Annotated in this window: 24 protein-coding genes; 21 read left to right on the top strand and 3 right to left on the bottom strand. The window is 63.6% G+C overall.

Annotated elements, in window-relative coordinates; translation table 11 throughout:
- Positions 1–3,009: ribonuclease E (gene rne / locus C6V82_RS15015; protein ID WP_244908333.1), on the bottom strand; the 3,009-nt coding region annotated here is incomplete at its 3' end.
- A 588-nt stretch (positions 3,010–3,597) separates the two neighbouring features.
- Here rne and C6V82_RS15010 point away from each other — a divergent pair.
- The 3 genes from C6V82_RS15010 to sppA are packed head-to-tail and all read left to right on the top strand — an operon-like array spanning position 3,598 to position 6,359.
- Positions 3,598–4,545, top strand: a complete 948-nt coding sequence (locus C6V82_RS15010; protein WP_102588610.1) for an RluA family pseudouridine synthase — start codon at positions 3,598–3,600, stop codon at positions 4,543–4,545.
- Between the two features lie 50 nt (positions 4,546–4,595).
- Positions 4,596–5,249 (top strand): HAD family hydrolase, encoded by a 654-nt coding sequence (locus tag C6V82_RS15005; RefSeq protein ID WP_102588611.1) that lies wholly within the window; start codon positions 4,596–4,598, stop codon positions 5,247–5,249.
- Positions 5,250–5,252: 3 nt separating this feature from the next.
- Positions 5,253–6,359: a signal peptide peptidase SppA gene (gene sppA / locus C6V82_RS15000; protein ID WP_102588612.1), complete on the top strand. Its 1,107-nt coding sequence runs from the start codon at positions 5,253–5,255 to the stop codon at positions 6,357–6,359.
- A 132-nt stretch (positions 6,360–6,491) separates the two neighbouring features.
- Here sppA and C6V82_RS14995 read toward each other — a convergent pair whose 3' ends face one another.
- A complete protein-coding gene (locus C6V82_RS14995; RefSeq protein ID WP_102588613.1) occupies positions 6,492–7,076 on the bottom strand; it encodes a Maf family protein in 585 nt (194 codons plus the stop codon).
- 129 nt (positions 7,077–7,205) lie between these two features.
- Between C6V82_RS14995 and C6V82_RS14990 the strand changes: the two genes are divergently transcribed.
- The 16 genes from C6V82_RS14990 (at position 7,206) to C6V82_RS14915 (ending at position 21,358) form a co-directional block, all read left to right on the top strand.
- Positions 7,206–7,733 carry a YceD family protein gene (locus C6V82_RS14990; RefSeq protein ID WP_102588614.1) on the top strand — a complete coding sequence of 176 codons (528 nt, stop codon included), beginning with the start codon at positions 7,206–7,208 and terminating at the stop codon, positions 7,731–7,733.
- 33 nt (positions 7,734–7,766) lie between these two features.
- A complete protein-coding gene (gene rpmF / locus C6V82_RS14985; protein WP_102588615.1) occupies positions 7,767–7,937 on the top strand; it encodes a 50S ribosomal protein L32 in 171 nt (56 codons plus the stop codon).
- Between the two features lie 31 nt (positions 7,938–7,968).
- Positions 7,969–9,084 (top strand): phosphate acyltransferase PlsX, encoded by a 1,116-nt coding sequence (gene plsX / locus C6V82_RS14980; protein WP_102588616.1) that lies wholly within the window; start codon positions 7,969–7,971, stop codon positions 9,082–9,084.
- Positions 9,085–9,089: 5 nt separating this feature from the next.
- Complete coding sequence (fabD, locus tag C6V82_RS14975) at positions 9,090–10,043, top strand: ACP S-malonyltransferase (protein WP_102588617.1); 954 nt, start codon at positions 9,090–9,092, stop codon at positions 10,041–10,043.
- A gap of 80 nt (positions 10,044–10,123) precedes the next feature.
- The gene (gene fabG, locus C6V82_RS14970) at positions 10,124–10,867 is read left to right on the top strand and encodes a 3-oxoacyl-ACP reductase FabG (protein ID WP_102588618.1); all 744 of its coding nucleotides are present in this window, start codon (positions 10,124–10,126) and stop codon (positions 10,865–10,867) included.
- Positions 10,868–10,999: 132 nt separating this feature from the next.
- Complete coding sequence (gene acpP / locus C6V82_RS14965; protein WP_008956801.1) at positions 11,000–11,233, top strand: acyl carrier protein; 234 nt, start codon at positions 11,000–11,002, stop codon at positions 11,231–11,233.
- 267 nt (positions 11,234–11,500) lie between these two features.
- Positions 11,501–12,739 (top strand): beta-ketoacyl-ACP synthase II, encoded by a 1,239-nt coding sequence (gene fabF / locus C6V82_RS14960; protein ID WP_102588619.1) that lies wholly within the window; start codon positions 11,501–11,503, stop codon positions 12,737–12,739.
- 7 nt (positions 12,740–12,746) lie between these two features.
- Entirely contained in the window at positions 12,747–13,637 is an 891-nt protein-coding gene (pabC, locus tag C6V82_RS14955) for an aminodeoxychorismate lyase (RefSeq protein WP_229843228.1), read from the top strand.
- Between the two features lie 102 nt (positions 13,638–13,739).
- Positions 13,740–14,744, top strand: coding sequence for an endolytic transglycosylase MltG (mltG, locus tag C6V82_RS14950; RefSeq protein WP_102588620.1), 1,005 nt, complete (start codon positions 13,740–13,742; stop codon positions 14,742–14,744).
- Positions 14,745–14,762: 18 nt separating this feature from the next.
- Positions 14,763–15,416, top strand: a complete 654-nt coding sequence (gene tmk, locus C6V82_RS14945; protein WP_102588621.1) for a dTMP kinase — start codon at positions 14,763–14,765, stop codon at positions 15,414–15,416.
- Positions 15,407–16,405, top strand: a complete 999-nt coding sequence (locus C6V82_RS14940; protein WP_102588622.1) for a DNA polymerase III subunit delta' — start codon at positions 15,407–15,409, stop codon at positions 16,403–16,405. Before tmk ends, C6V82_RS14940 begins: the two co-directional genes overlap by 10 nt.
- Positions 16,406–16,417: 12 nt before the next feature.
- The gene (locus C6V82_RS14935) at positions 16,418–16,753 is read left to right on the top strand and encodes a PilZ domain-containing protein (protein ID WP_102588623.1); all 336 of its coding nucleotides are present in this window, start codon (positions 16,418–16,420) and stop codon (positions 16,751–16,753) included.
- Positions 16,754–16,810: 57 nt separating this feature from the next.
- Positions 16,811–17,656, top strand: coding sequence for a TatD family hydrolase (locus tag C6V82_RS14930; RefSeq protein WP_102588641.1), 846 nt, complete (start codon positions 16,811–16,813; stop codon positions 17,654–17,656).
- A gap of 80 nt (positions 17,657–17,736) precedes the next feature.
- A complete protein-coding gene (locus C6V82_RS14925) occupies positions 17,737–18,297 on the top strand; it encodes a DUF1285 domain-containing protein (RefSeq protein ID WP_102588624.1) in 561 nt (186 codons plus the stop codon).
- Complete coding sequence (locus tag C6V82_RS14920) at positions 18,288–20,537, top strand: ATP-dependent helicase (protein ID WP_102588625.1); 2,250 nt, start codon at positions 18,288–18,290, stop codon at positions 20,535–20,537. Before C6V82_RS14925 ends, C6V82_RS14920 begins: the two co-directional genes overlap by 10 nt.
- Positions 20,534–21,358 carry a sulfurtransferase gene (locus tag C6V82_RS14915; RefSeq protein WP_102588626.1) on the top strand — a complete coding sequence of 275 codons (825 nt, stop codon included), beginning with the start codon at positions 20,534–20,536 and terminating at the stop codon, positions 21,356–21,358. Before C6V82_RS14920 ends, C6V82_RS14915 begins: the two co-directional genes overlap by 4 nt.
- A 104-nt stretch (positions 21,359–21,462) precedes the next feature.
- Here C6V82_RS14915 and C6V82_RS14910 read toward each other — a convergent pair whose 3' ends face one another.
- The gene (locus C6V82_RS14910; RefSeq protein WP_102588642.1) at positions 21,463–23,142 is read right to left on the bottom strand and encodes an electron transfer flavoprotein-ubiquinone oxidoreductase; all 1,680 of its coding nucleotides are present in this window, start codon (positions 23,140–23,142) and stop codon (positions 21,463–21,465) included.
- A gap of 385 nt (positions 23,143–23,527) precedes the next feature.
- Between C6V82_RS14910 and C6V82_RS14905 the strand changes: the two genes are divergently transcribed.
- Both C6V82_RS14905 and C6V82_RS14900 read left to right on the top strand, forming a co-directional pair.
- On the top strand, positions 23,528–24,289 hold the full coding sequence (locus C6V82_RS14905) for an electron transfer flavoprotein subunit beta/FixA family protein (protein ID WP_107164745.1): 762 nt from the start codon (positions 23,528–23,530) through the stop codon (positions 24,287–24,289).
- Between the two features lie 42 nt (positions 24,290–24,331).
- Positions 24,332–24,537, top strand: a 206-nt coding sequence (locus C6V82_RS14900; protein WP_476702735.1) for an adenine nucleotide alpha hydrolase family protein, incomplete at its 3' end; no start/stop codon positions are given.

Genomic DNA, 24,537 nt, shown 5'->3' with positions numbered 1-24,537 from the left:
TTCGGCCTTGGGCGTTTCGGCCTTGGGCGTTTCGGCCTTGGGCGTTTCGGCCTTGGGCGTTTCGGCCTTGGGCGTTTCGGCCTTGGGCGTTTCGGCCTTGGGCGTTTCGGCCTTGGGCGTTTCGGCCTTCGGAGCTTCTGCCTTCGGGGCCTCGGCCTTGGGCGTTTCGGCCTTCGGAGCTTCTGCCTTCGGGGCTTCGGCCTTTGGAGCCTCAGCCTTGGGGGCTTCGGCCTTGGGCGTTTCGGCCTTCGGAGCTTCTGCCTTCGGGGCCTCGGCCTTGGGCGTTTCGGCCTTCGGAGCTTCTGCCTTCGGGGCTTCGGCCTTTGGAGCCTCTGCCTTGGGCGCTTCGGCCTTGGGCGTTTCCGCCTTCGGAGCATCGGCCTTGGGGGCTTCCGCCTTCGGAGCTTCGGCCTTGGGGGCTTCCGCCTTCGGAGCATCGGCCTTGGGGGCTTCCGCCTTCGGAGCATCGGCCTTGGGTGCTTCGGCCTTGGGCGTCTCAGCCTTAGGCGTCTCGGCTTTCGGAGCCTCTTCCTTGGGCGTTTCCGTCTTCGGAGCATCGGCCTTGGGTGCTTCGGCCTTCGCAGCTTCGGCCTTGGGCGTCTCAGCCTTAGGCGCCTCGGCCTTGGGCGCTTCCGCCTTCGGGGCGTCGGGCTTGGGTGTTTCTTCCTTCGGCGGCTCGGCCTTCACTTCCTCGGTGATGGCTGACGCTTCGGCGGCTTGTGCTTGCAGACGCTGCTGCTCAGCCTCGGCCTTGGGGTTCACGGCGTGCTTGCGTGTGCGGTTTCGCGGGTTGTTGCGCGTACGCTTCGGCTTGCCATCATCCACCGGGGCATCGGCGACTGCCGGCTTGTCGGTGGCTTTCTCTACCGGCTTTTCGGCGACCTGCTTATCGGCAGGCTTGTCCTCTCGCTTGTCGTTGGGCTTGTCGCCGCCACGCTGGCGACGGTTGTCGTCGCTGCGAGACTTCGTATCCTGCTGACGGGGTTTCTGGTCATCGTCCTTGCGGCCACGTCCGCGACCGCCACGGTTACCCCGCGCGTCGCGGTTATCGCCATCATCGGACTTCTTGTCGCCGCGCTCGCTGTCCTGGCGAGGGGGGCGGCGCTCATCGCTTCGCTGGCGGCGCTGGCGACCGTTGCCACGCTCACCGCGCTCCGATTCGCGTTGCGCGGGCTTGCGATTGGCCTGCTCTGGCTGCTTTTCGTCGCCGCGCTGGGTGCTGGTTTGGTTGCTGGAAGGCGCTTCTTCACTGCCGAGCAGTTTGGTAAGCCCCTTCATCAGGCGTCCCAGCACGCCTGCCTGGGGTTCGGCGACGGGCTGAGTGGCGGGCACCTTTGCGGCGGGTGGCGTCGCGGCGGGGGCAGGAGCGACGGCATCCTCGCGCTGCAGTGATGCGGGTGCCGGTTCGTGGTGGATGACCGTCTTCACCGCGGCCTCGGCGCGCTGCACGGGCTTGCCGAAGGCGGCGTCTGGCTCCTTGCCCACTTCGGTGTCGGTGGACAGCTCGAAGCTGGATTTGTGTTCACTTTCCTCATCGACATGGTCGTCGCGCAGGCGCTGCACATCGTAGTGCGGGGTGTCCATGTCAGGATTGGGCAGCAGCACTATCCGAACGCCCTGGCGGCGCTCGATCTCGGCCAGCACGTTGCGCTTTTCGTTGAGCAGGTAGGTAGCGACCGGGACCGGGAGAATGGCGCGAATCTGGGCGCTGCGCTCCTTCATCGATTCCTCTTCGATCAGCCGCATGATCGAGAGTGAAATGGAGCGCACGTCACGAATGGTGCCTTGACCATCGCAGCGCGGGCAGACCACGCCGCTGGTCTCGCCCAGTGATGGGCGCAGGCGCTGGCGAGACATTTCCATCAAGCCGAAGCGCGAGATGCGACCGATCTGCACGCGTGCTCGGTCGATCTTCAGCGCGTCGCGCATGCGATTCTCGACCTCGCGCTGGTTGCGAGCCGGGCTCATGTCGATGAAGTCGATGACCACCAGGCCGCCGATGTCACGCAGGCGCAGCTGGCGGGCGATCTCGTCGGCTGCCTCCAGGTTCGTCTGCAGCGCGGTTTCCTCGATATCACTGCCGCGTGTGGCGCGGGCGGAGTTGATATCGATGGAGACCAGGGCTTCGGTATGGTCGATGACGATGGAGCCGCCCAAGGGCAGTTTCACTTCACGTTCGTAGGCGGTCTCGATCTGTGACTCGATCTGGAAGCGCGAGAACAGTGCGACTTCATCGACGTAGAGCTTGATCTTCTGCTGGTAGGAGGGCATCACCTGGCGGATGAACGCCAGCGCCTCCTGGTGAACCGCTTCGCTGTCGATCAGTACTTCGCCGATATCCTGGCGCAGGTAGTCGCGCATGGCGCGAATGATGACGTTGGATTCGCGGTAGATCAGGAAAGGGGCAGGGCGCTTGCCAGCCTCGGCGGTGATCGATTCCCACACCTGCACCAGGTAATCCAGATCCCACTGCAGCTCTTCGGGGCTTCGCCCGATGCCGGCCGTGCGCACGATCAGGCCCATGCGGTCCGGCACGGTGAGGTGGCCCATGGCGTCCTTGAGCTGGCTGCGCTCTTCACCCTCGATGCGACGCGAAATGCCGCCGGCCTTCGGGTTGTTGGGCATCAGCACCAGGAAGCGTCCGGCAAGGCTTACGAAGGTGGTCAGCGCGGCTCCCTTGTTGCCACGCTCCTCCTTGTCGACCTGAACGATGACTTCCTGTCCTTCCTTGAGTACTTCCTTGATGCTTGGGCGCCCTGAGGCGGGTTCCTTGACGAAGTACTCGCGGGAAATCTCCTTCAGCGGCAGGAAACCGTGGCGGTCGGCGCCAAAGTCGACGAAGGCGGCTTCAAGGGAAGGTTCGATGCGGGTGATCTTGCCGCGATAGATGTTAGCTTTCTTCTGTTCCCTGGCACCGGATTCGATGTCCAGGTCGTACAGGCGTTGTCCATCGACCAGTGCGACGCGCAGCTCTTCGGGCTGGGTCGCATTGATGAGCATCCGTTTCATGTTGTCTCGCAAAATAGGGCGCCGGCGAGCATCGGCGTGGGCGAACCTCTGGTTGCTACGTGCTTGTGCTCAGCGCATGTCGTGGATGCGCGATGACGTTCCTCCGTCACAGGGCCCCTGGTGATGGGCTCAGCAACGGCTCGACCATGTTGAGTACGGGGCGGAGGCAGGACGTGTCTCGGTGGGGCGTCACCCATCCGGCCCTGCGGTCTCCGCCAACACCTGGCATTCATCGATTCGCCTACGCCGGCCTACGGCACGTTGTTGAACGTTTCCCGTGGCCTGCAACCACTCCGTGACGAGGGAATGGTGTGGGGATCCGGGCGTGGCGCTATATCGTGTTTTCGTTTCTGTCTGTTACGTCTGTTGCTGTTACGTCTATTGGCGGCGGGACGGGAAGATCTCGTCGCGGCCTGATCTTTTCGCTCCGGCCTGCGTGTCTGTCGAGCAGGCGCCGTAAGTGACCATTTGGGCCCATTGAAGCGAGTTGGCAATATACCAGCAAAGGGGGGCACCAGCAATTGGCGCAGAACGGCTCTGGCTGCGATAGAATGCGCTCTTTCGCAGGTCTGGCAGTGGAGTCTCGGCATGGCCGATGGACGTGACGTACAGTGGGTGGAGGTCACCGAGGGGCAGGTTGGGCAGCGAGTCGACAATTTTCTTCTGTCGCGACTCAAGGGTGCCCCCAGGGCGTTGGTCTATCGCATCGTTCGCAAGGGCGAAGTGCGGGTCAACAAGAAGCGTGTCAAGGCGGATACGCGCTTGGCACTCGGCGATATGGTACGCATTCCCCCGCTGCGCATGACGCCGAGGGAGGCAGTGCGCGAGGTCAGCGACAACCTGCGTAACCTGCTGGCCGGAAGTGTGCTGGTGGAAGGGCGCGACTGGCTGGTGATCAACAAGCCGTCGGGGCTTGCGGTGCATGGTGGTAGCGGGGTAAAGATCGGGCTGATCGAGGCGTTGCGCCAGGTGCGCGAGGATCTCGATTTCCTGGAGCTGGTGCATCGTCTCGATCGCGATACCTCGGGCTGCCTGCTGCTTGCCAAATCGCGGCCGGCGCTGCTGGCGCTGAATGAATCGCTCAAGCAGCACCAGATGGACAAGCAGTACCTGGCGTTGGTGGCCGGGCGTTGGCCAGCGCGGCGTGACTTCGTCAGCGCCAGGCTCGAGCGCTTCGAGCTCGGCAATGGCGAACGCCGCGTGCGCGTTGATCCTGCCGGCAAGATGGCGCGTACCCGCTTTGCGGTGCGCGAGACCTTTGCCAGAACGACCCTGCTCGAGTGCGAGCCGGTGACCGGGCGCACCCATCAGATTCGTGTGCATGCCGCCCATGCCGGGCATCCGCTATTGGGCGACGACAAGTATGGCTCCCGCGACAGCCAGAAGCTGGCCGCCGGACTCGGGTTGCCACGGTTGTTCCTGCATGCCGCGGCGTTGACGTTCCCGGAGCCGACCAGCGGGCGGCCGGTCCAGATCAAGGCACCGCTGCCCGAAGACCTCGAGTCGGCACTGACACGGGCGCGCAAGGCTCAGTGACAGGAGCAATGGATTCACCGGGCCGCACTTGGCCCACCACGAGAGATGACATGCGCTATCCACTGGTGATCTTCGACTGGGACGGCACGCTGATGGATTCGGCGGGACGCATCGTGTCCTGCATGCAGGCAGCGGCCAGGGATGCCGAGTGGTGCGAGCTTTCCGATGACAGCGTGCGCAATATCATCGGTCTGGGCTTGCCCGAGGCTATCGCTACGTTGTGCCCTGGTATCGGTCCGGAACAAGCCGAACGGCTCAGGCAGCGGTATGCCTACCATTTCGTGGAAGGCGATACCACGCCGATGTGTTTTTTCTCCGGCGTCGAGGAGGGGCTTGGTGCCCTGCATGGAGGGCGCGAACAGCGGCTTGCGGTCGCCACCGGCAAGAGTCGGCGTGGCCTTGACCGGATCTTTCGCGAAACAGGCAGTGGGCGCTGGTTTCACGCCAGCCGCACCGCCGACGAGACACTCTCCAAGCCGCATCCGCGTATGCTCGAGGAGTTGCTCGCCGAGCTTGGATTGTCGGCGAGTGAAGCGGTCATGGTCGGTGATACCGAATATGACCTGGAGATGGCTCGCGCCATCGGCATGGATCGGGTCGCGGTCACCTGGGGAGTACATGTTCCTGAGCGGCTGGCAGCGAGTCACCCGGTGTATACGGCCCACACGGTGCCAGCGCTCTTCGATTGGCTGCAAGGAAGGTGAAGCATGCAGGATGATGACCAGACACGCGACGCCGGCAATCCCGCTGATCGCTGGACCGAAGGCCCGCAACTGAGTGCCGAGCAGGCGCGTCGCGCGAAGGAGGGCGTCCAGCCGACTCGGCATGACGGCAATCCTGCGGAAGATGCCGAGACGTTGCGCGAGCGACAACGCCTCGAGCAAATGCAGATAATGGGGCGCTGGATCGACGGCGTGCTTGTCGAGCAGCGGCGCAGCCGGCGCTGGAAGCTGTTCTTCCGCTTTCTGTTTGTCGCGCTGATCCTGGCCTCGCTGTCCGCCACGCTGTATGGCATCTTCGTCGCGCCAAGCGTCAGTGCCCCCGAGGGTCCGCACCTGGGCGTGGTCAAGGTCGAGGGGGTGATCGACAGTGAATCTCCCGCCAGTGCCGAGCGCATCATCACGGGGCTCAACCGTGCCTGGGATGCCGAGGGTACGGATGCCGTGGTGCTGCACATCAATAGTCCCGGCGGCAGCCCGGTGCAGTCGCAGCGCATCTTCGACGAGATCATGCGGCTGCGTGAGCAGGGCGACAAACCGATCATCGCGGTGGTCGAGGATGTCGGGGCCAGTGGCGCCTACTATATCGCCGCGGCGGCCGACGAGATCATTGCCGCACCGGCAAGCCTGGTGGGCTCGATCGGGGTGATCTTCGCAAGCTTCGGGTTCGAGGAAGCCATCGAGCGGCTTGGCGTCGAGCGGCGCGTCTACACCGCTGGTGAGAACAAGGCGTTCCTCGATCCGTTTTCCGATGTTGCCCCCGAGCAGCGAGCGTACTGGCAGGCGGTGCTGGATACCACCCATGGCCAGTTCATCGGGGCGGTGCGCGAAGGCCGTGGCGACCGCCTGGTCGACGACGACATACTGTTCTCGGGTCTGATATGGAGTGGCGAGCAGGCCATCGAGCTTGGCTTGATCGATGAGCTCGGAAGTCTTGGTGAGCTCGCTCGCCAGCGGCTTGACGAGCCGCGGGTGCGGGACTATACCCCGTCACTCGATCCCTTCGAGAGGCTTTCTCGCCAGTTCGGCAGGGTGGCCATGGAGTGGATGGGCGTGCCGTCGTCGAGTTCGCCGGTGCGCTATGAACTTCGGTAGTGCTGGCCTCTTGTGACGCGGCTTTCCCGGCGACAGGACAGAGGGGAGGCGCTGTGAATACTTCCCTGTACGCTACCGACGTCATCCCTGACGTCGGACCTCCCCTCAGTCCGGTCCCCGGTGCCGCTTAGGCTAGGTGCCCAGTGGATCGAGCCCTGCCTCGCGCAGCAGGGCGCAGAGCCGGATCAGCGGCAGGCCGATCAGGGTGTTGGGGTCGTCGCCCTCGAGTTTCTCGAATAGCGTGATGCCAAGCCCTTCCATGCGGAAACTTCCGGCGCTATCGAGGGGTTGCTCACGGGCCACGTAGTTGGCGATCTCGCTGTCGTCGAGGCGGCGAAACACCACGTCGTAGCGTTCGTGGCACACCCAGTGGCGGCTGTTGGCGCTGTCGATCAGCGCAAGCCCGGTAAGAAAGCGCACTCGGTTGCCAGAGAAACTCGCCAGGTTTGCGCGCGCCGTGGTCTCGTCACCTGGCTTGCCGAGGATGCGGCCATCGAACAGCGCCACCTGGTCGGAACCGATGATCAGGTGATCCGGGTGGCTTGCGGTGAGGCGTTCGGCCTTGGACAGTGCAAGGCGATGCACCAGCGCCTCGGGAGGCTCTCCCGGATGAGGGGTTTCATCGATATCAGGACTTTGCCAGGTATAGGGAATCGCCAGGCGGTCGAGCAGCTGGCGGCGCCAGCGTGAGCCAGAGGCGAGTACGAGACGAGACATCGGCAGGGTTCCTTGGGCGGTTTCACGGCAGCGGGATCGGTGGCGATCCATTCCGTGCAGGGTAGCATGAGAGATTGCCACGACGACGGCTTTGACAGGGGCAGGGGGAGTGCCTATCATTGCGCGCCTATGTTGACCTCACGACTTCCCAGCAGGGTCGAGCCTTACAAGCTTGCGGCCCATTCCGAGCATCTCGAAGGCCTTGTGGCTCTCGATGATTTTGCGCGTCTTGCCGATGAGGTCGGTGCGCAGAGTGGCGATTGCCATGTGTGGCTGGACTTCACCGTCGATGCCCAGGGGCGTCGGGTGATCCAGGGACGCCTCACGGCGGATCTACAGCTGCCGTGCAGGCGCTGTCTGGTACCGATGGGGCAGCGTGTGGAAAGCGATTTTCTACTGGGCATGGTGACCAGCGATGCGCTGGCGGCCGAGTTGCCCAGTACCCATGAGCCAGTGCTCGTGGAAAACGAACAGCTGAACCTGCTGACGGTGGTCGAGGATGAGTTGATCCTCAGCCTGCCTCAGGTGGTTTACCACGACGAGGCTGACTGTAACGTCTCTCGCGACCAGCTGAGCAGCGGGAAGGATGCGCTGGCATCCGAGCAACCCGCGGCAAGTCCTTTCGAGGTGCTCAAGCGCCTCAAGGACACTCACTGATTCATTATCGATTGCACTCTGGAGTGACATCCCATGGCAGTTCAACAGAACCGCAAGACCCGTTCCAAGCGTGGCATGCGTCGTAGCCACGACGCGCTGAGCGCGCCGACCCTGTCCCAGGACAAGGAAACCGGTACGACACACCTTCGTCACCACGTCTCGCCGGACGGTTTCTATCGTGGTCGCAAGATCGTCGACGCCTGAAGCCAGGGCAATGACTGGTCGCTGATACGCCGTGCGAATCGCCATTGATGCGATGGGTGGTGACATAGGTCCCCGCGCCACCGTGCGGGGAGCGGCGAGTGCCATGCTAGAGGACCGACACCTCGAGATCCGCCTGTTCGGCGATCGTCGGCAGTTGGACGAAGAGATCTCCTGCCTGCCGCGGCGTTTCGCCGCGGCGGGTTCGCGTATGGAGGTCGTTGATGCGTCCGGCCTTGTCGGAGAGGGCGATCGGCCTTCCGATGCCTTGCGCCATGGCCAGGACTCGAGCATGGCCAGGATGCTTGCCTGCCTTGCCGGTGGCGAGGCCCAGGCCGGCGTCAGTTCAGGCAACACCGGGGCGCTGATGGCGCTGTCGCGGCGTGCCCTGGGTACGGTAACGGGCATCACGCGTCCGGCCATCAGCACCGCCATACCGACACGCTACGGTGGTCGCTGTTACCTGCTCGATCTGGGGGCCAATGTCGACGTGCCGGCAGAGCGGCTGGTGGAGTTCGCGCTGATGGGTGAGTTTGCGGCGCGTCATGTCGATGGGCTTGTCGCGCCTCGCGTGGCGCTTTTGAATGTCGGCGTCGAAGGCATCAAGGGGACCGCCAGCGTACGCGAGGCCGACGCGCGCTTGAGAGAGCTGACCCATATCGCCTATCTGGGCTTCGTGGAAGGCGATGATGTGTTCAGTGGTGATGTCGATGTCGTGGTCTGCGATGGCTTCGTCGGCAATGCCGTGCTCAAGGCCAGTGAAGGGCTCGCCCGGATGCTGGTGGAGCGGGTACAGGCGACGTTCGAGGCGCATTGGGGGAGTCGGGTGGTTGGCTTGCTGGCTCGTCCGGCGCTGCGCCGTCTCAAGGCTGAGCTCGACCCGGTGCGCTACAATGGCGCCAGCTTGCTCGGACTCGATGGCATTGTGGTCAAGAGTCACGGCAGTGCCACAGCCGAGGGGTTTCACTACGCCGTGCTGCGAGCGGTACAGGAGGTCAGCCGTGACTTTCCGTCGCGCCTGGCGGCCGAGTTCGCCTCGCGTCGGTCTTTCATCGATTCGCTCGCCAGAGCCGGACGAATCGATGACAGGCCCGCATCTGTCGCATCGGGCAAGCCCAAAGACGATGACAGTCAACAAGAGCAAAGGTGATTGACATGACTCAACCCCTCGCCCTCGTGTTTCCCGGGCAGGGTTCCCAGCAAATTGGCATGTTGCGGGAGCTGGCGGAACGCTACAGCGTGGTGCGTACGACCTTCGAGGAAGCGTCGGATGCCCTGAGTTATGACCTCTGGCAGGTCGTTCAGGAAGGTCCGGATGAGGCACTGAATGCCACCGCCTGCACTCAACCTGCGCTGCTCAGCGCCAGTGTGGCGATCTGGCGGGTCTGGCAGGAACTCGAAGGCCCGCGCCCCGCCGCCATGGCAGGCCATAGTCTTGGTGAGTACAGCGCCATGGTGTGTGCTGGTGTCATGCCCTTCGCCGAGGGGATACGCCTGGTCAAGCTGCGTGGTGACGCCATGCAGCAGGCCGTTCCCGCTGGTCAAGGCGCCATGGCGGCGATCCTGGGTCTCGACGATGCGGCGGTCGAGCAGGCCTGTGCCGATGCAGCCCAGGGTGAGGTGGTGTCGGCGGTGAACTACAATGCGCCCGGCCAGGTGGTGATCGCGGGTGGCAAGGCGGCTGTCGAGCGTGCCATTGCCGCTTGCCAGGCGGCTGGTGCCAAGCGCGCCATGCCGCTGCCGGTATCGGTGCCTTCGCACTGCGCGTTGATGAGGCCGGCCGCCGAGCGTCTGGCTGAGGCCATGGAAGAGATCGAGTTGCGTGCGCCACGCTACACGGTGGTTCAGAATGTCGATGCAAAGGCGCATGCCGACGTCGATACCTTGCGCACCCGGTTGATAGAGCAGCTCTATTGCCCAGTACGCTGGACCGCTTGCATCGAGACGATGGTCGGCCAGGGGGCTGACGTGTTTATCGAGTGTGGTCCCGGCAAGGTGCTGACAGGCCTCAACAAGCGCATTGCACGTGGCAGCAAGGGGCTTGCGGTCAATGACCCTGATAGTCTGGATGCGGCACTCGAATTGGCTCGCGACGTGGCAGCCAGGTAGTCGGGCAACGGCTCAGTCGTCGCCTTGACTGTCCAGGCGGCGATCCCGGAACCAACCACCAGGACGAAGGCGGAATCATCATGACAAGTGAAACGAGAGTCGCCCTGATCACCGGCGCCAGCCGTGGCATCGGACGCGCCATTGCCCACGAGCTGGGCCGGCAGGGGCGTATCGTGATCGGCACCGCAACCAGTGATGCCGGGGCCGAGCGCATTGATGCCGATCTCAAGGCCCAGGGTTTCGAGGGCGCGGGCCGTAAGCTGGATGTCACCGACCAGGCCAGCGTCGATGGGTTGATCAAGGCGATCACCGATGAGTTCGGTGCGCCGACGATCCTCGTCAACAATGCCGGTATCACCCGTGACAACCTGCTGATGCGCATGAAGGAAGATGAATGGGACTCGGTGATCGACACCAATCTCAAATCGGTCTATCGCGTCAGCAAGGCGTGCCTGCGAGGCATGACTCGCGCTCGGTTCGGTCGTATCGTCAACATCAGTTCGGTCGTTGCGACCATGGGCAACCTCGGCCAGACCAACTATGCTGCCGCCAAGGCTGGCATGGAAGGCTTCGCGCGCGCCCTGGCTCGCGAAGTGGCGTCGCGGGCCATCACCGTCAATGCCGTGGCGCCTGGCTTTATCGCCACCGACATGACAGAAGCGTTGCCCGAAGAGCAGCACAAGATGCTGCTAGGCCAGATTCCGTTGTCGCGGCTCGGCGCGCCCGAGGAAATCGCTGCGGCAGTGGGCTTTCTCACCGGTGACACGGCAGGTTACATCACCGGCGAGACACTCAATGTCAATGGCGGCATGAACATGCGTTGAGGCCCTTCAGTGTCGGCGGTTGCGCCGGCCACGGGGCGTCTATAAACTACCCCGCAGCTTCCGGCTTGCGGACCTGGAACTTAAATGGCTGGTAATCTCAACGGCCCACTTGAACGACTGGAGTACGTCATAATGAGCACCATCGAAGAGCGCGTTAAGAAGGTTGTGGCCGAGCGTCTGAACGTCAAGGAAGAAGACATCCAGAACTCCTCTTCCTTCACCGAGGACCTCGGCGCCGATTCCCTGGACACCGTCGAGCTGGTGATGGCGCTCGAGGAAGAGTTCGATACCGAGATTCCCGACGAGGAAGCCGAGAAGATCACCACCGTTCAGGAAGCCATCGACTACGTCAACGCCCACCAGTAAGCTGGTGGCGGTCGAGACCGCTTGCTGACGCTCGGGCCCGGCCATTGCCGGACCCGCAAAAGGAGCCGCCCGTCGAGGCGGCTTTTTCGTGCCACGTGGTTTAGTGATGCGCCGCCATGGGAGGGTTTTCCCGGGTTGGGCGAATACGGGGTCTTGTCAGGGCGGCAAAGGGTAGGGAGACTCGGGTATAATGCCTGCAATCGATGGTTCACGGGGGTAGCTTGCCCGGCCGTAGCCGTGTCATGAAGGATGTCTGGAGGAAAGCGGATGGCTCGTAGAAGGGTTGTGGTGACAGGTCTTGGCCTGATCACGCCAGTGGGGAATACCGTGGAGGAGAGCTGGTCGAACATCAAGGCCGGCAAGAGCGGCATCGCCCCTATCGAGCACTGCGATGTCAGCGGCTTCAACACGCGGTTCGGTGGCTCGGTGAAGGATTTCGACATCAGTCCTTATCTCAATCCGAAGGACGCCCGCAAGATGGACCTGTTCATCCAGTATGGGATGGCGGCCGGCGCCCAGGCGATCAGTGATTCGGGCATCGAATGCACGGAGGAGAACGCCGGGCGCATCGGCGTGGCGATCGGTTCGGGCATTGGTGGCCTGCCGATGATCGAGCACAACCACAGCGCCCTGTTGAAGGGCGGTGTGCGACGCATCTCGCCATTCTTCGTGCCGGGCTCGATCATCAACATGATCTCCGGCAACCTGGCTATCCAGCACGGCTTTCAAGGCCCCAATATCGCTATCACCACCGCCTGTACCACCGGTACCCACAACATCGGGTACAGCGCCAGAACCATCGCCTATGGCGATGCCGACGTGATGGTCTGTGGCGGAGCCGAAATGGCCACCACGCCGCTTGGCCTGGGTGGCTTCTCGGCGGCCCGGGCGCTCTCGACTCGCAACGACGACCCGGCTGCGGCCAGCCGCCCATGGGATCGTGACCGCGATGGCTTCGTACTCTCCGATGGTGCCGGTGTCATGGTACTGGAGGAGTACGAGCACGCACGGGCACGGGGTGCGACGATCTATGCCGAGATGACAGGCTTCGGCATGAGCGACGATGCCTACCACATCACCTCACCGCCCGAAGATGGCAGTGGGGCGGCGCTGTCGATGTCCCATGCGATCCGCGATGCCCGGCTCGATCCCGCGGATGTCCAGTACATCAATGCCCATGGCACATCGACCCCTGCTGGCGATCTGGCCGAGAGTCGCGCCGTCAAGAAGGTGATGGGGGAGGCCGCCAACAGCGTGGCGGTGAGTTCCACCAAGTCGATGATTGGCCACCTGCTGGGTGCCGCCGGTGCCGTCGAGGCAGTGTTCTGCGTACTGGCCATTCGTGATCAGGTGGCGCCGCCGACCATCAACCTGGATAACCCCCAGGAAGGCTGTGACCTCGATTACGTGCCACATGCTGCCCGCGAGATGAAGATCGACGTGGCGTTGTCCAACTCGTTCGGTTTCGGCGGCACCAACGGCACCCTGTTGTTCACCCGCGTGTGAGGCCCACTTGGCTGCCGGGGCTGACGCCAGTGAGTTGAGCGAAGTGAATGAGGTGATCGACGTGCCAGGCTGGCCCCTTGACGACCGTGGTGCCGCCTATGGCGATGGGCTGTTCGAGACCGTGCTGGTGCGTGATGGTCAGCCGCAGTTGTGGCTTGCCCATGTGGAACGTCTGGCGCGTGGTTGCGCGGTACTGGGTATTCCAGTGCCTGAGCGGGCCGAGCTCGAACGGCTGCTTGCCGCTGCCCCACCTGGGCTGCAGGTACTCAAGCTGGTGCTGACCCGTGGCAGCGGTGGGCGTGGTTATCGCCCACCGCTGCCGCCAACACCACGCCTGCGCCATCAGTGGCTGCCCTTTGCGCCTGATACCCGGAACTGGGTCGAGGGGGTGAGGGTGCGACTTTGCCACCTGCGCCTCGGTAGTCAGCCGTTGCTGGCCGGGCTCAAGCACCTCAATCGTCTCGAGAACGTGATGGCCCGTGCCGAGTGGAGCGATGATGCCATTGCCGAAGGCCTCCTGACGGACAGTGATGATCGACTTGTGGAAGCCACCGCCATGAACCTGTTCTGGCAGCGCGACGGTCGTCTCCAGACTCCGTGGCTTGGCCGCTGCGGTGTGGCCGGCACGCTACGCGACACTCTCATCGAGCGTCTCGGCATCGACGAGGTCGATGTGAGCGTGAATGAATTGCGCAAGGCCAGTGCCGTATGGGTGGGCAATTCGGTACAGGGCATCTGGCCGGTGCGGGATCTCGAAGACGCCGAAGGTGTGGCGCTTGCCAACTGGTCGCTGAATAGTGTTCACCGTGCCTTTCAGGCCGAGGCCCACGCGCTGCTGGGTTTCGAAACTTGTTTCGAGGCCTGTTTCGATACCCGTTTCGATAACCTTGGGAAGTGACAGCCATAGCCCCAAGCCTTAGCCCCAAACCATAGCCCCAAGCCATGGCCACTCACAGCGGCCGTTGATTGAGCAGTGACCAATGATTGAGCGAGGAAACGCATGCTGCGTGTTGTGAAAATTCTGCTGGTGTTGGCCGTGCTGGGCGGTGCGGCACTGTTCGGGGGCTACCACTACTGGCAGTCGCGTCTGGATGCGCCGATCGCCGTGGCGGAGCCGACGTTGTTCGAGGTGTCGGAGGGTGCCGGTTACAACCGGGTCGTCGCCGATTTCGCGGCACAAGGCATCATTCAGGATGAATGGGCGTTTCGTCTGCTGACCCGTCTCGAGCCAGATAATGTCCCGAGCCTGCGGGTTGGCGAATACATGCTCGAGCCTGACATGACGGGGCGTGAGCTGATCGAATTGCTGGGAAGTGATCGGGTGGTGACCTACCCGCTGACCATCCCCGAGGGCTGGACCTTCGCTCAGATGCGCGAGCTGCTCGACAATGCCCCAAAGCTGGAGAATCGCACCAGTGGGCTCTCCGATGAGGAGGTCATGTCGCTGCTTGGTCATGAGGGCCGTCATCCCGAGGGCTGGTTCTTTCCCGACACCTATCGCTATCACAAGGGGGTCAGCGATGTGGAGATCCTCGAGCAGGCCCTTGCGCGCATGGAGCGTATCCTCGACGAGGTTTGGGCAGAGCGCAGCGATGACCTGACCATCGACTCCCCTTACGAGGCACTGATCATGGCCTCGTTGATCGAGCGCGAGACCGGTGCTTCTGGCGAGCGTCGCGAGATCGCCGGGGTGTTCAAACGACGCATGGAGCAGGGCATGCGCCTGCAGACTGACCCCACGGTGATCTATGGCATGGGGCAGCGCTACGATGGTCGCATCACGCGTGCCGATTTGCGTGAGGCGACCGCTTACAACACCTATGTGATCGATGGCATGCCGCCGACCCCTATCGCGATGCCAGGCAGGGCATCGCTTGAGGCGGCGGTCGATCCTCTCCCTGGCGATACGCTGTATTTCGTTTCGCGGGGTGATGGAACACACCACTTCTCGCGGACGCTTCGCGAGCATAACAATGCGGTGAACCGCTACATTCGCAATCGCTGACCCTGGAGCGGATTCCCTATGACCAAGCGTGGACGATTCATCACCCTGGAGGGCGGTGAGGGCGTCGGCAAGTCGACCAACGTGAAGCGGGTGGTCGAATGGCTCGAAGCGCGCGGCATCGAGGTGGTGTGCACCCGTGAACCGGGCGGTACGCCACGCGCGGAGGCGATTCGTGAGCTGCTGCTCGCCCCGCAGGGTGACGAGCCACTCGACGATGACGCCGAACTGCTGCTGATGTTCGCCGCCCGTGCCCAGCACCTGGCCCAGGTGATTCGCCCGGCGCTCGCGCGGGGCGCCTGGGTGGTCTGCGACCGTTTCACTGATGCCACCTTTGCCTACCAGGGCGGTGGCCGCGGCATAGATCAGAACCGCATCGCCATTCTCGAGCGCTTCGTCCAGCACGGGCTCGAGCCCGATCTCACGCTGCTTCTCGACATGCCGATGGCGGCCGCTCAGCAACGTCTCGAGGCTCGGCTTTCGCAGCATGGTGGCGAGCGCGATCGTTTCGAGCGCGAACACGCGAGCTTCTTCGAGGCGGTGCGCCGGGCCTATCTCGCCCGTGCCGATGCCGCCCCGCAGCGCATCCGGGTGATCGACGCGTCGCGCGAGCTCGACGCGGTGGCCGAGCAGATTCACCAGATACTTGCGGCACGGGTGGGCGCATGGCAGTGAGCGAAGATGGCCGGCTGACCCCCTTGCCCTGGCTGCGCCCGCGTTTCGCCGAACTGGTGGCGCTGATGGATGCCGGGCGATTGCCTCATGCCCTGTTGATTTCCGGGGCGCGCGGGGTCGGCAAGCGCTCGCTCGCCGAGGCGGTGATTGCCCGTGTGCTGTGCGCCTCGCCGAGCGAGAGCGCCTGTGGCCAGTGCCATGCCTGTCGGATGCTGGCGGCTGGCTATCACCCGGACCTGTTGCGAATCGAGCCGGAGGAGGGTAAGCGGCAGATTCGCATCGACCCGATTCGCGGGGTCAACGCCTTCGTCGCCCAGTCCGCCCAACAAGGCGGCTACCGGGTCATTCTGATCAGTCCGGCCGAGGCCATGAACGTGGCTGCTGCCAACGCCCTGCTCAAGAGTCTGGAAGAGCCCGGCGAACGCACACTGTTTATCCTGCTGGCCGACATTCCCTCACGGATGCTGCCGACCATTCGCTCGCGCTGCCAGCACTGGAGCCTTGCGCCACCCGCCGAGGCCGCCTGTCTGCCCTGGCTTGCCGACAAGCTGGGCGAAGATGATGCCAGGTTCTGGTTGACGCTTGCCGGTGGTCTGCCGCTGGCCGCGCTGGCCCAGGCCGAACCCGAGGCGCGTGCGCTGCGCCAGCAGCTCGTCGACACCTTCGAGGCGTTGGTGCGGGGTGCCGAACCGGTGGCGGAAGCCGCGCGGCTTGACCGTCAGTCCAGCGAGGCGATCCTGTGGTACGGTATCAGCTGGCTGGAAGACCTGATTCGCCTGGGTCTTTCTGGTGTCAGCGATGATCTACGCAACCCCGATCTGCTGCCGCTGTATCGCCAGGCGGTGAAAAACGCTCGTCTACGTGACTGGTTCCGGCTGCTCGATTATGCCCGCGAGCAGCGTCGCCTGCTGGCCGCGGGAAGCAACCCCAACCCACAACTGGTTCTCGAGGCCTGGTTGGTGCGCTGGTCCGCGTTGCTGCGCTCTTGAAGAGGATTTCCCATGGTTGCCCAGAAAGCCCTGTCGTTGAATATTCAGGATGTCCCGACGCTGCTCTCGGCCTATATGCCATCCCTGGAGCGCGGAGGGATCTTCGTGCCGACGCGGGAACGCTATGAGCTTGGCCAGGAAATCTTCCTGCTGCTGACGCTACCGGGGGAAAGTGAACGCGTGCCGGTGACGGGTCTGGTGGTATGGGTCTCGCCCGAGGGCGTCAGCGGCAGACGCATGCCGGGGGTCGGTATTCACTTCAGTGCCAGCGACCAGGGGGTGCGCGACCGCATCGAGAACCTGCTGGCAGGGCATCTCGACAAGGGCGCGCCGACCTACACGCTTTGATGGGCCGCGGCCTCCCCAGTGATCTCCGTCTACCCATTGCATCTGGTACTTATCTACATGTTCATCGATTCGCACTGTCATCTCGACCGACTCGACCTCGCCCGCCATGGCGGCGAGCTTTCTGCCGCGCTCGACGCTGCCCGGGCCCGCGACGTTCGCCAGTTCCTGGCCATTGCCGTGACGCTGGAGGAGCTGCCAGGAGTTGCCGCTATCGCTCGCGCGCATGACGATGTGGTGATCTCGGCGGGGGTGCATCCGCTCTATCGGCTCGACGAGGAGCCAAGTATCGAGGCGATCAAGGAAGCCGCCGACCGTTATGGTGCCGTGGCCATAGGTGAATGCGGCCTCGACTACCATTATCTCGACAAGGCTCCCGACAAGGTGCCGTCCCGCGAAGTCCAGCGTGAGCGATTCAAGCGCCAGCTGATTGCCGCCACTGAACTCGAGCTTCCGGTGATCATCCACACCCGTGAGGCGAAGGAGGAGACCCTGGCGATGATCCGTGAGCATACCGACCCGGCGGTGGGAGGGGTGCTGCACTGTTTCACCGAGGATCTCGACATGGCGCGGGAAGCGGTACGCCATGGCTTCTATATCTCGCTGTCCGGCATCGTCACCTTCCGCAATGCCACGTCGTTGCGTGAGGTGGCCAGGCGCGTCCCCCTCGATCGCCTGTTGATCGAAACCGACAGTCCCTACCTCGCACCAGTGCCTCATCGTGGAAAATCCAACGAGCCTGCCTGGGTCGTGGAAGTCGCCGAGTGCATCGCCGCCGAGCGTGGCATCGGCATCGATGAACTGGCGATGCAGACCACCGCCAACTTCTATCATCTGTTCCGTGCCGCCGCCCCCGAGGCGCCGCCGGCGGTCCGCGAATCCCTGGCCAGGGCAGGGCTGGTCTAAGCTGCAGGGAGGGACAGCGTATCTGTTACACCGCGTCGCGATCCGTTTCGTACACCCTGTCTTGAGCTGAGGGGACACCCATGAACCTCGACCCGCTGCTTGCCCATATCACCCCGCACGGGGAAATTCCCCCTGTGGATCGCTGGCATCCGGAGCAGCGTGGTGAAATGGACCTGGTGATCGCCGCCGATGGTCGCTGGATCCATGAGGGAACTGCGATCACCCGCCCGCGGCTGGTCAGGTTGCTTTCCACCATCCTCCGGCGCGAGTCCGACGGTGACTATGCGCTGGTCACCCCGGTCGAGTGGCAGCGGATCCGCGTCGAGGACCGACCCTTCGTGATCATCGACGCCGAGCCCGACGACGCGGGGTGCTGGTGGCTGACCACCAATGTCGGCGACCGCCTGGCCCTCGATGAAACGCGCTGCCTCAGCCTGAGCGAGACCCCTGCCGGCGAGTGGATTCCGGAAGTGGCGGTGCGCTTCGGGCTTAGCGCAAGGCTTGGTCGCAATGTCTACTATCGGCTGGTCGAGCAGGCCGAGAGCCGCCCGTGCGAGGAAGGTGGCCAGGAGCTGGGATTCATGAGCGCCGGCATATTGCAGGTGCTGGGCCGGCTGGATGATGAATCACCATGCGCCTGACCGACGAGCAGAGAGCGGTGGTCGAACACCAGGGCGGCCACGCCCGGGTGGCGGCCGTCGCCGGGTCCGGCAAGACCACCACCATGGTGGCAAGAGTGCTGCACCTGCTTAGCCAGGGGGTGCCGCCTTCACGCATCCTGGTGTTGATGTTCAACCGCTCGGCCCGCGAGGATTTCCAGGCCCGGCTGGCCGAGATGGCGCCAGCAGGACAGCCGCTTCCCGATGTGCGTACCTTCCACTCGCTTGGCCACCGGCTGACCCAGAGCCTGACGCGCTGGGGAGTCTTGTCACCGCGCCAATTGCTCACCGCGGACTGGCAACTGGAGCGCCTGCTGCGCCAGGCCACCCTGCAGGCGCTGGCCGATGAGCCGGAGGCGCGCGAGATGGCCCTCGACCCCGAAAAGCTGGAGGCGCTCGCCCAGTTCTGCGCGCTGGTCAAGGCAGAGATGGTGACACCGGACGAGCTTTATGCACGGACCGATTTCGGTGATGACACCGAGCATTTCGTGTCGGCCTTCATGCATGCCGAGCGGCTGCTCGACGCTCATGCACAGATGAGCTACGCGGACCTGCTGTATCGGCCATTGCGGGCGCTTGAAGCCGATCGCTCCTTGCTTGCCCGGGTCCAGGGCTTTCTCGACCATGTGATCATCGATGAATACCAGGACATCAATGTCGCCCAGCAACGCTTGATGGCGCTTCTGGCTGTTCCAAATGCCGCGGTAATGGCCGTTGGAGATGCCAACCAGTGCATCTATGAATGGCGAGGCGCTCACCCGGACACCATGCTCGAGCGTTTCACCGCCACCTTCGGTGTCGCCCGTGACTATCCACTGTCGACGACCTTTCGCCACGGCCATGCCTTGGCACTGGCCGCCAACCATGCGATTGCCGCCAACCGCCGCCGTCCCGATCAGTTGTGTCTCGCCACCGACGACAATCCTCAGACACGCCTGGCAGTAGCCCAGGGCAGTCGTGGCCTGCTGGATGAACTGGATGCCTGGCAGCGCCGCCGTGGCAGGCCGCTCATCCAGGCCTGCGTGCTGGTGCGCAGCTGGGCGCTGTCCGTGCCGTTGCAGCTTGCCCTGCTCAACGCCGGTGTGCCGTTCAGACTGGCTCGTGAGGATCGCTTCGTGTTTCGCCTGCCGCTGGTCCAGGCGCTGGCAGGCTACCTGCTGCTGGCGCGTCGCCCGGAACGGCTGCGCGACAGCGAACACCTGGCGCTGTTGTTGTCGCAACCTACGCCCTTCGTGTCCAGGGAGCGTATTCAGGCGCTGGCCAATCGATTGGCCGAGACCCAGCAGTGGCCCCCGCGCCATGACCCGTTGCTCGAAGGCTTGAAGCCACACCAGAAGCGTACGCTCAAGCGACGCTGGGCATTGCTCTGTGAACTGCCAAGGCGTGCCAGCTGGCCACCAGGGCGCTTGCTTGCCCATGTGGTCGAGGCGGTCGAGGCCGAGAAGGTGCTCAAGCGTGCCGCTACGCGCCGCGACAAGGGTGAAGAGGACGTCCGTCTGCTCGATGTGTTGCTCGAGCAAGCCGAGGAGTTTAGCAACGACCCTGACGGCTTCATCGAATTGCTGCGCCGTCCCGTGGAAAACCGCACCGATGGCGTGCTGATCACGACAGTTCATGGCGCCAAGGGCCTGGAATGGCCGCTGGTCATCCTGGCCGGCGCCAATGAAGAGGATTTCCCCCACTATAGCCGCGACAACCCGCTGTCTGGATCGCGTCTCGAGGAGGAGCGACGGCTTTACTACGTCGCGATTACCCGCGCCCAGGAGCATCTGCTGCTGCTGCATGACGCTGGCGACCACCGGCCGAGCCGCTTCATTGCCGAGACCGCCGTGGAAGAGTGTTGCCTGATCGCCAGGCGGTTGAACGCGACCAACGGCGTCTATGAAAACGGCGCCTATGAAAACGGTGCCTGTGAAAATGGTGCCTATGAAACGGAGCTTGCGGTATCACGACGCGAGATCGTCGAACCCTATCTTGAACGGTTAGGCCGCGACTTGCCGCTGGCAAGTCGTCCCGAGGGTGTGGCCGAAGCCAATCCATGGGCGGACGACTTCGTTGTTGGTCAGTGGTTGCGACATGCCGTTTTTGGTGATGGCGAAATCAGTGTGGTCGAGGGCGACCCTGCCAATCCAGTGATCGAAGTTCGCTTCAGATCCGCCGGCCGCCGGCGCCTCATCGCCCGGCTTGCCCCCATCGAATTGCTTGCGGGAGAAACAGCATGAACAGCGTTCTCATCTCCGCTACCGAACTGGCTGATGCCTTGGAGGAACCTCGCCCACCCCGGGTGCTCGATTGTCGTGCCAGGCTCGGCCAACCCGCCGAGGGTCGTTTACTGTGGTGGGAAGCTCACTTGCCGAGCAGTCGCCACCTGGATCTGGAGACTGACCTGGCTGGCTCGCCTGGCGTACATGGCAGACACCCACTGCCACGGGAAGCGGCCTTCGTCGGCAGCCTGCAGCGACTTGGCATCACCGCGGAAGAGCCGGTGGTGGTTTATGACGACATGGGCGGGCAGCTGGCCGCGGCCAGGGCCTGGTGGATGCTGGCCTGCTGGGCGGGGCATCCCGATGTGCGGTTGCTGGATGGTGGCATCAAGGCGTGGGTCGGCCAGGGGGGCGACCTGGTCGGGGGCGACGTTTCGCCGCCCAGGCCCAGCCGCTGGCAACCGCAATTCAGAACCGACACCCAGGTCACTGCCGAAGAGGTGTTCTCCGGTCGGGCACTGAAGGTGGATGCGCGTGGCGTGCAGCGCTTCCGAGGTGAGGTTGAGCCTATCGACCCGGTGGCTGGTCATATTCCCGGTGCCGTATGCCGGCCCAGTAGCGACAACCTCACGCCCGCCGGCCGCTTCAAGCCAGCGGCGGAACTTGCGCGCGAACTGCCACACGCCGAGGAGGTGGTCGCCTACTGTGGTTCCGGCGTTACCGCCTGCCACAACGTTCTGGCCTATGCCGTGGCGGGGCGAGCGCTGCCGAAGCTCTACCCCGGCTCCTGGAGCGAATGGATTCGCGACCCCTCACGGCCGGTGGCCACTGGCGGCTGATCCTGGGGCGCCCGAAGGTTGCAACCATCAGCGTTGAGTTGGAATACAAAAACGCCCCCAGCCATAGGCATGGGGGCGATGATCCGTTCGTGCTGTTCTTGCGCTTACATGTTCGGGTAGTTTGGCCCGCCGCCGCCTTCCGGGGCTACCCAGGTAATGTTCTGGGCCGGATCCTTGATGTCGCAGGTCTTGCAGTGCACGCAGTTCTGGAAGTTGATCTGGAAACGTGGGTTGCCGGCATCATCCTCGACCACCTCGTAGACCCCGGCCGGGCAGTAGCGCTGGGCAGGTTCGGCGTATTCGGGCAGATTGTCGCGAATCGGCAGGTCCGCATCGGCGAGCTTGAGATGGCAGGGCTGATCCTCCTCATGGTTGGTGTTGGAGAGAAACACCGAGCTTGCCTTGTCGAAGGAGAGCTTGCCGTCGGGCTTGGGGTAATCGATCTTCTCGAATTCACTGGCCGGCTTGAGGGCGGCGTGGTCCGGGACGGTGTCGTGCACGTTGGGCAGCTTGCCACCCAGCAACTGGTTGACGAAGTTGTAGGCGCCGCCGCCGACAGTGCCGTACTTGTGGATGGCCGGGCCAAAGCTCGCGCTCTCCTTGAGCTCGGCGTAGGCCCAGCTCTGTTCCCAGCGCTGGGTGAAGGCACCAAGCTCGTTGCCACCTTCATCCCCTGCGCTGATCGCCTCGAATACCGCTTCGGCGGCGACCAGGCCGGACTTCATGGCGGTGTGCAGCCCCTTGATCTTGGCGAAGTTCAAGGTGCCGGCGTCGCAGCCGATCAGCAGACCACCGGGGAAGGTCATCTTCGGCAGGCAGTTCAGCCCGCCCTTGGTGATCGCGCGGGCCCCATAGGCCACGCGCTTGCCGCCTGACAGGGACCTGGACAGCACCGGATGGTGCTTCATGCGCTGGAATTCGTCGAAGGGCGATAACCACGGATTCTGGTAGGCGAGATCCATGATCAAGCCGACCACCACCTGCTGGTTCTCCGCGTGGTAGAGGAACCAGCCGCCGTGGGTGTGCTTGTCGAGTGGCCAGCCGGAGCCGTGCAGCACAAGCCCCGGTTCGTGTTGCTCAGCGGGGACATCCCACAACTCCTTGAGGCCGATACCGTAGTGCTGCGGATCCTTGCCCTCGTCGAGCTTGAAATTACCGATCAGGCGCTTGCCCAGGTGGCCTCGGGCGCCTTCGGCGAACAGCGTGTACTTGGCGCGCAGTTCCATGCCCAGCATGTAGCTGTCCTTGTGCTGGCCATCGGCTGCAACCCCCATGTCCCCGATCAGGATGCCCTTGACGACATCATCCTCGATGATGACCTCCTGGGCGGCAAAGCCGGGAAAGATCTCGACCCCGAGTCCTTCCGCCTGTTCGGCCAGCCAGCGGCACAGGTTGCCGGCGCTGATCACGTAGCGGGTCGACTCTCCATCAGCGTTCTGTCCGCCGGTGTTGTGCATGCTCTTGGGCACCAGCACATTGGGTAGTTTCTGTGCCTTCTCGGCGTCCTTGAGCAGATAGAGCTCGTCACGGGTGGCGGGCGTGGTCAGCGGGGCGCCACGCTCGGCCCAGTCGGGAAACAGCTCCTGCAGGGCGCGTGGCTCGAAGACGGCCCCCGAGAGGATATGCGCTCCCACCTCGGAGCCTTTCTCCACCACACACACGGTGAGTTCGTTACCGGCCTCGTTGGCCTGCTGCATCAGCCGGCAGGCAGCCGACAGGCCCGAAGGCCCGGCACCGACGATGACCACATCGAAATCCATGGAATCGCGTTCGACTTCTTCCACCTGTCTCTCTTCCACCGGTCTCTCCTCCCCTGGACATCGACGAGGTCAGCGCGAGGCTCACGGTCAGCGCCCGGGGCTCCAACCAACGTCGAATAATATTAAAACGGTCGTTTGCTTCTTGCCTGTCACCATGATAGGCATAATAGCGGACTAAGGTCACCCCCTGCGATGTCTTGATCGCGACTGTAAGCGGTACGGGGATTGTTGACACGGTGCCGAATATGGCAGATTAAGGTGATTTTTTCAGCAGTGAGCCTATCAAACGCTCGGCTGAGACAGTGACAGTGACACCTAGCGCACAGCGCGCTTTCCATTGGGTGCGGAGTGCTGAACACCGTACCCCTGTAGTGATGGTTCACCCTTAGAAGAACCAAGCGAGGACACCATGAAAGTACTCGTCGCGGTCAAACGCGTCATCGACTATAACGTCAAGATCCGGGTCAAGCCGGATAATTCCGACGTCGATCTCACCAACGTCAAGATGGCCATGAACCCGTTCTGCGAGATCGCCGTGGAAGAAGCGGTGAGGCTCAAGGAGCGCGGGATAGCTACCGAGGTCGTGGCCGTGACCATCGGCCCCAAGGCCGCCCAGGAGCAACTGCGCACCGCCCTGGCGCTGGGGGCCGACCGGGCCGTTCATGTGGATACGTCCGCCGAGTCCGATCAGCGAATTGAATCCCTGGCCGTGGCCAAGCTGCTTGCCAAGGTGGTCGAGGAAGAGCAGCCGGGCCTGGTCATCGTCGGCAAGCAGGCCATCGATACCGACAACAACCAGACCGGCCAGATGCTCGCCGCCTTGACCGGGATGCCGCAGGGCACCTTCGCCTCGGAAGTGGTCATCGACGGCGACAAGGCCCAGGTGACCCGCGAGGTCGACGGCGGCCTGCAGACCATTGAGCTCACGCTTCCGGCCATCGTCACCACCGACCTGCGCCTGAACGAGCCGCGCTACGCCAAGTTGCCCGATATCATGAAGGCCAAGAAGAAGCCGCTCGACGCCAAGACCCCGGCGGACCTGGGTGTCGATGTGGCTTCCAAGGTCACGCTGCTGAAGGTCGAGCCGCCGGCCGAACGCCAGGGTGGCGTCAAGGTGGGCTCGGTAGACGAGCTGGTCGACAAACTCAAGAACGAAGCCAAAGTGCTTTGATAAAAGTTCTTTGACAACAGTGCTTTGAGAGGAGCTGATTTCATGAGCATTCTGGTTCTGGCTGAACATCACGATGGCGTCCTGGTCGGCGCGACCGCCCATGTGGTCGCAGCGGCAAAAGAGATCGGCGGCGACATCGATATTCTGGTCGCCGGTGAGAACGTGGCCGCAGTGGCCGAGGCGGCCGCCAAGCTCGACGGTGTCAACAAGGTGCGGGTGGCCGACAACGCCGCCTACGCCCATCAACT

Source organism: Halomonas urumqiensis, assembly GCF_003028575.1.
Taxonomy (GTDB): Bacteria; Pseudomonadota; Gammaproteobacteria; order Pseudomonadales; family Halomonadaceae; genus Halomonas; species Halomonas urumqiensis.
Note: the sequence above shows the minus strand (reverse complement) of the source record. Positions and strands in the feature narration are given on the sequence as shown.

Excerpts from the sequence above, each read along its gene's own strand:
- C6V82_RS15010 (WP_102588610.1), top strand. The coding sequence starts at position 3,598 with ATGGCCGATGGACGTGACGTACAGTGGGTGGAGGTCACCGAGGGGCAG.
- C6V82_RS15005 (WP_102588611.1), top strand. The coding sequence starts at position 4,596 with ATGCGCTATCCACTGGTGATCTTCGACTGGGACGGCACGCTGATGGAT.
- sppA (WP_102588612.1), top strand. The coding sequence starts at position 5,253 with ATGCAGGATGATGACCAGACACGCGACGCCGGCAATCCCGCTGATCGC.
- C6V82_RS14995 (WP_102588613.1), bottom strand. The coding sequence starts at position 7,076 with ATGTCTCGTCTCGTACTCGCCTCTGGCTCACGCTGGCGCCGCCAGCTG.
- C6V82_RS14990 (WP_102588614.1), top strand. The coding sequence starts at position 7,206 with ATGTTGACCTCACGACTTCCCAGCAGGGTCGAGCCTTACAAGCTTGCG.
- rpmF (WP_102588615.1), top strand. The coding sequence starts at position 7,767 with ATGGCAGTTCAACAGAACCGCAAGACCCGTTCCAAGCGTGGCATGCGT.
- fabD (WP_102588617.1), top strand. The coding sequence starts at position 9,090 with ATGACTCAACCCCTCGCCCTCGTGTTTCCCGGGCAGGGTTCCCAGCAA.
- fabG (WP_102588618.1), top strand. The coding sequence starts at position 10,124 with ATGACAAGTGAAACGAGAGTCGCCCTGATCACCGGCGCCAGCCGTGGC.
- acpP (WP_008956801.1), top strand. The coding sequence starts at position 11,000 with ATGAGCACCATCGAAGAGCGCGTTAAGAAGGTTGTGGCCGAGCGTCTG.
- fabF (WP_102588619.1), top strand. The coding sequence starts at position 11,501 with ATGGCTCGTAGAAGGGTTGTGGTGACAGGTCTTGGCCTGATCACGCCA.
- mltG (WP_102588620.1), top strand. The coding sequence starts at position 13,740 with ATGCTGCGTGTTGTGAAAATTCTGCTGGTGTTGGCCGTGCTGGGCGGT.
- tmk (WP_102588621.1), top strand. The coding sequence starts at position 14,763 with ATGACCAAGCGTGGACGATTCATCACCCTGGAGGGCGGTGAGGGCGTC.
- C6V82_RS14940 (WP_102588622.1), top strand. The coding sequence starts at position 15,407 with ATGGCAGTGAGCGAAGATGGCCGGCTGACCCCCTTGCCCTGGCTGCGC.
- C6V82_RS14935 (WP_102588623.1), top strand. The coding sequence starts at position 16,418 with ATGGTTGCCCAGAAAGCCCTGTCGTTGAATATTCAGGATGTCCCGACG.
- C6V82_RS14930 (WP_102588641.1), top strand. The coding sequence starts at position 16,811 with ATGTTCATCGATTCGCACTGTCATCTCGACCGACTCGACCTCGCCCGC.
- C6V82_RS14925 (WP_102588624.1), top strand. The coding sequence starts at position 17,737 with ATGAACCTCGACCCGCTGCTTGCCCATATCACCCCGCACGGGGAAATT.
- C6V82_RS14920 (WP_102588625.1), top strand. The coding sequence starts at position 18,288 with ATGCGCCTGACCGACGAGCAGAGAGCGGTGGTCGAACACCAGGGCGGC.
- C6V82_RS14915 (WP_102588626.1), top strand. The coding sequence starts at position 20,534 with ATGAACAGCGTTCTCATCTCCGCTACCGAACTGGCTGATGCCTTGGAG.
- C6V82_RS14905 (WP_107164745.1), top strand. The coding sequence starts at position 23,528 with ATGAAAGTACTCGTCGCGGTCAAACGCGTCATCGACTATAACGTCAAG.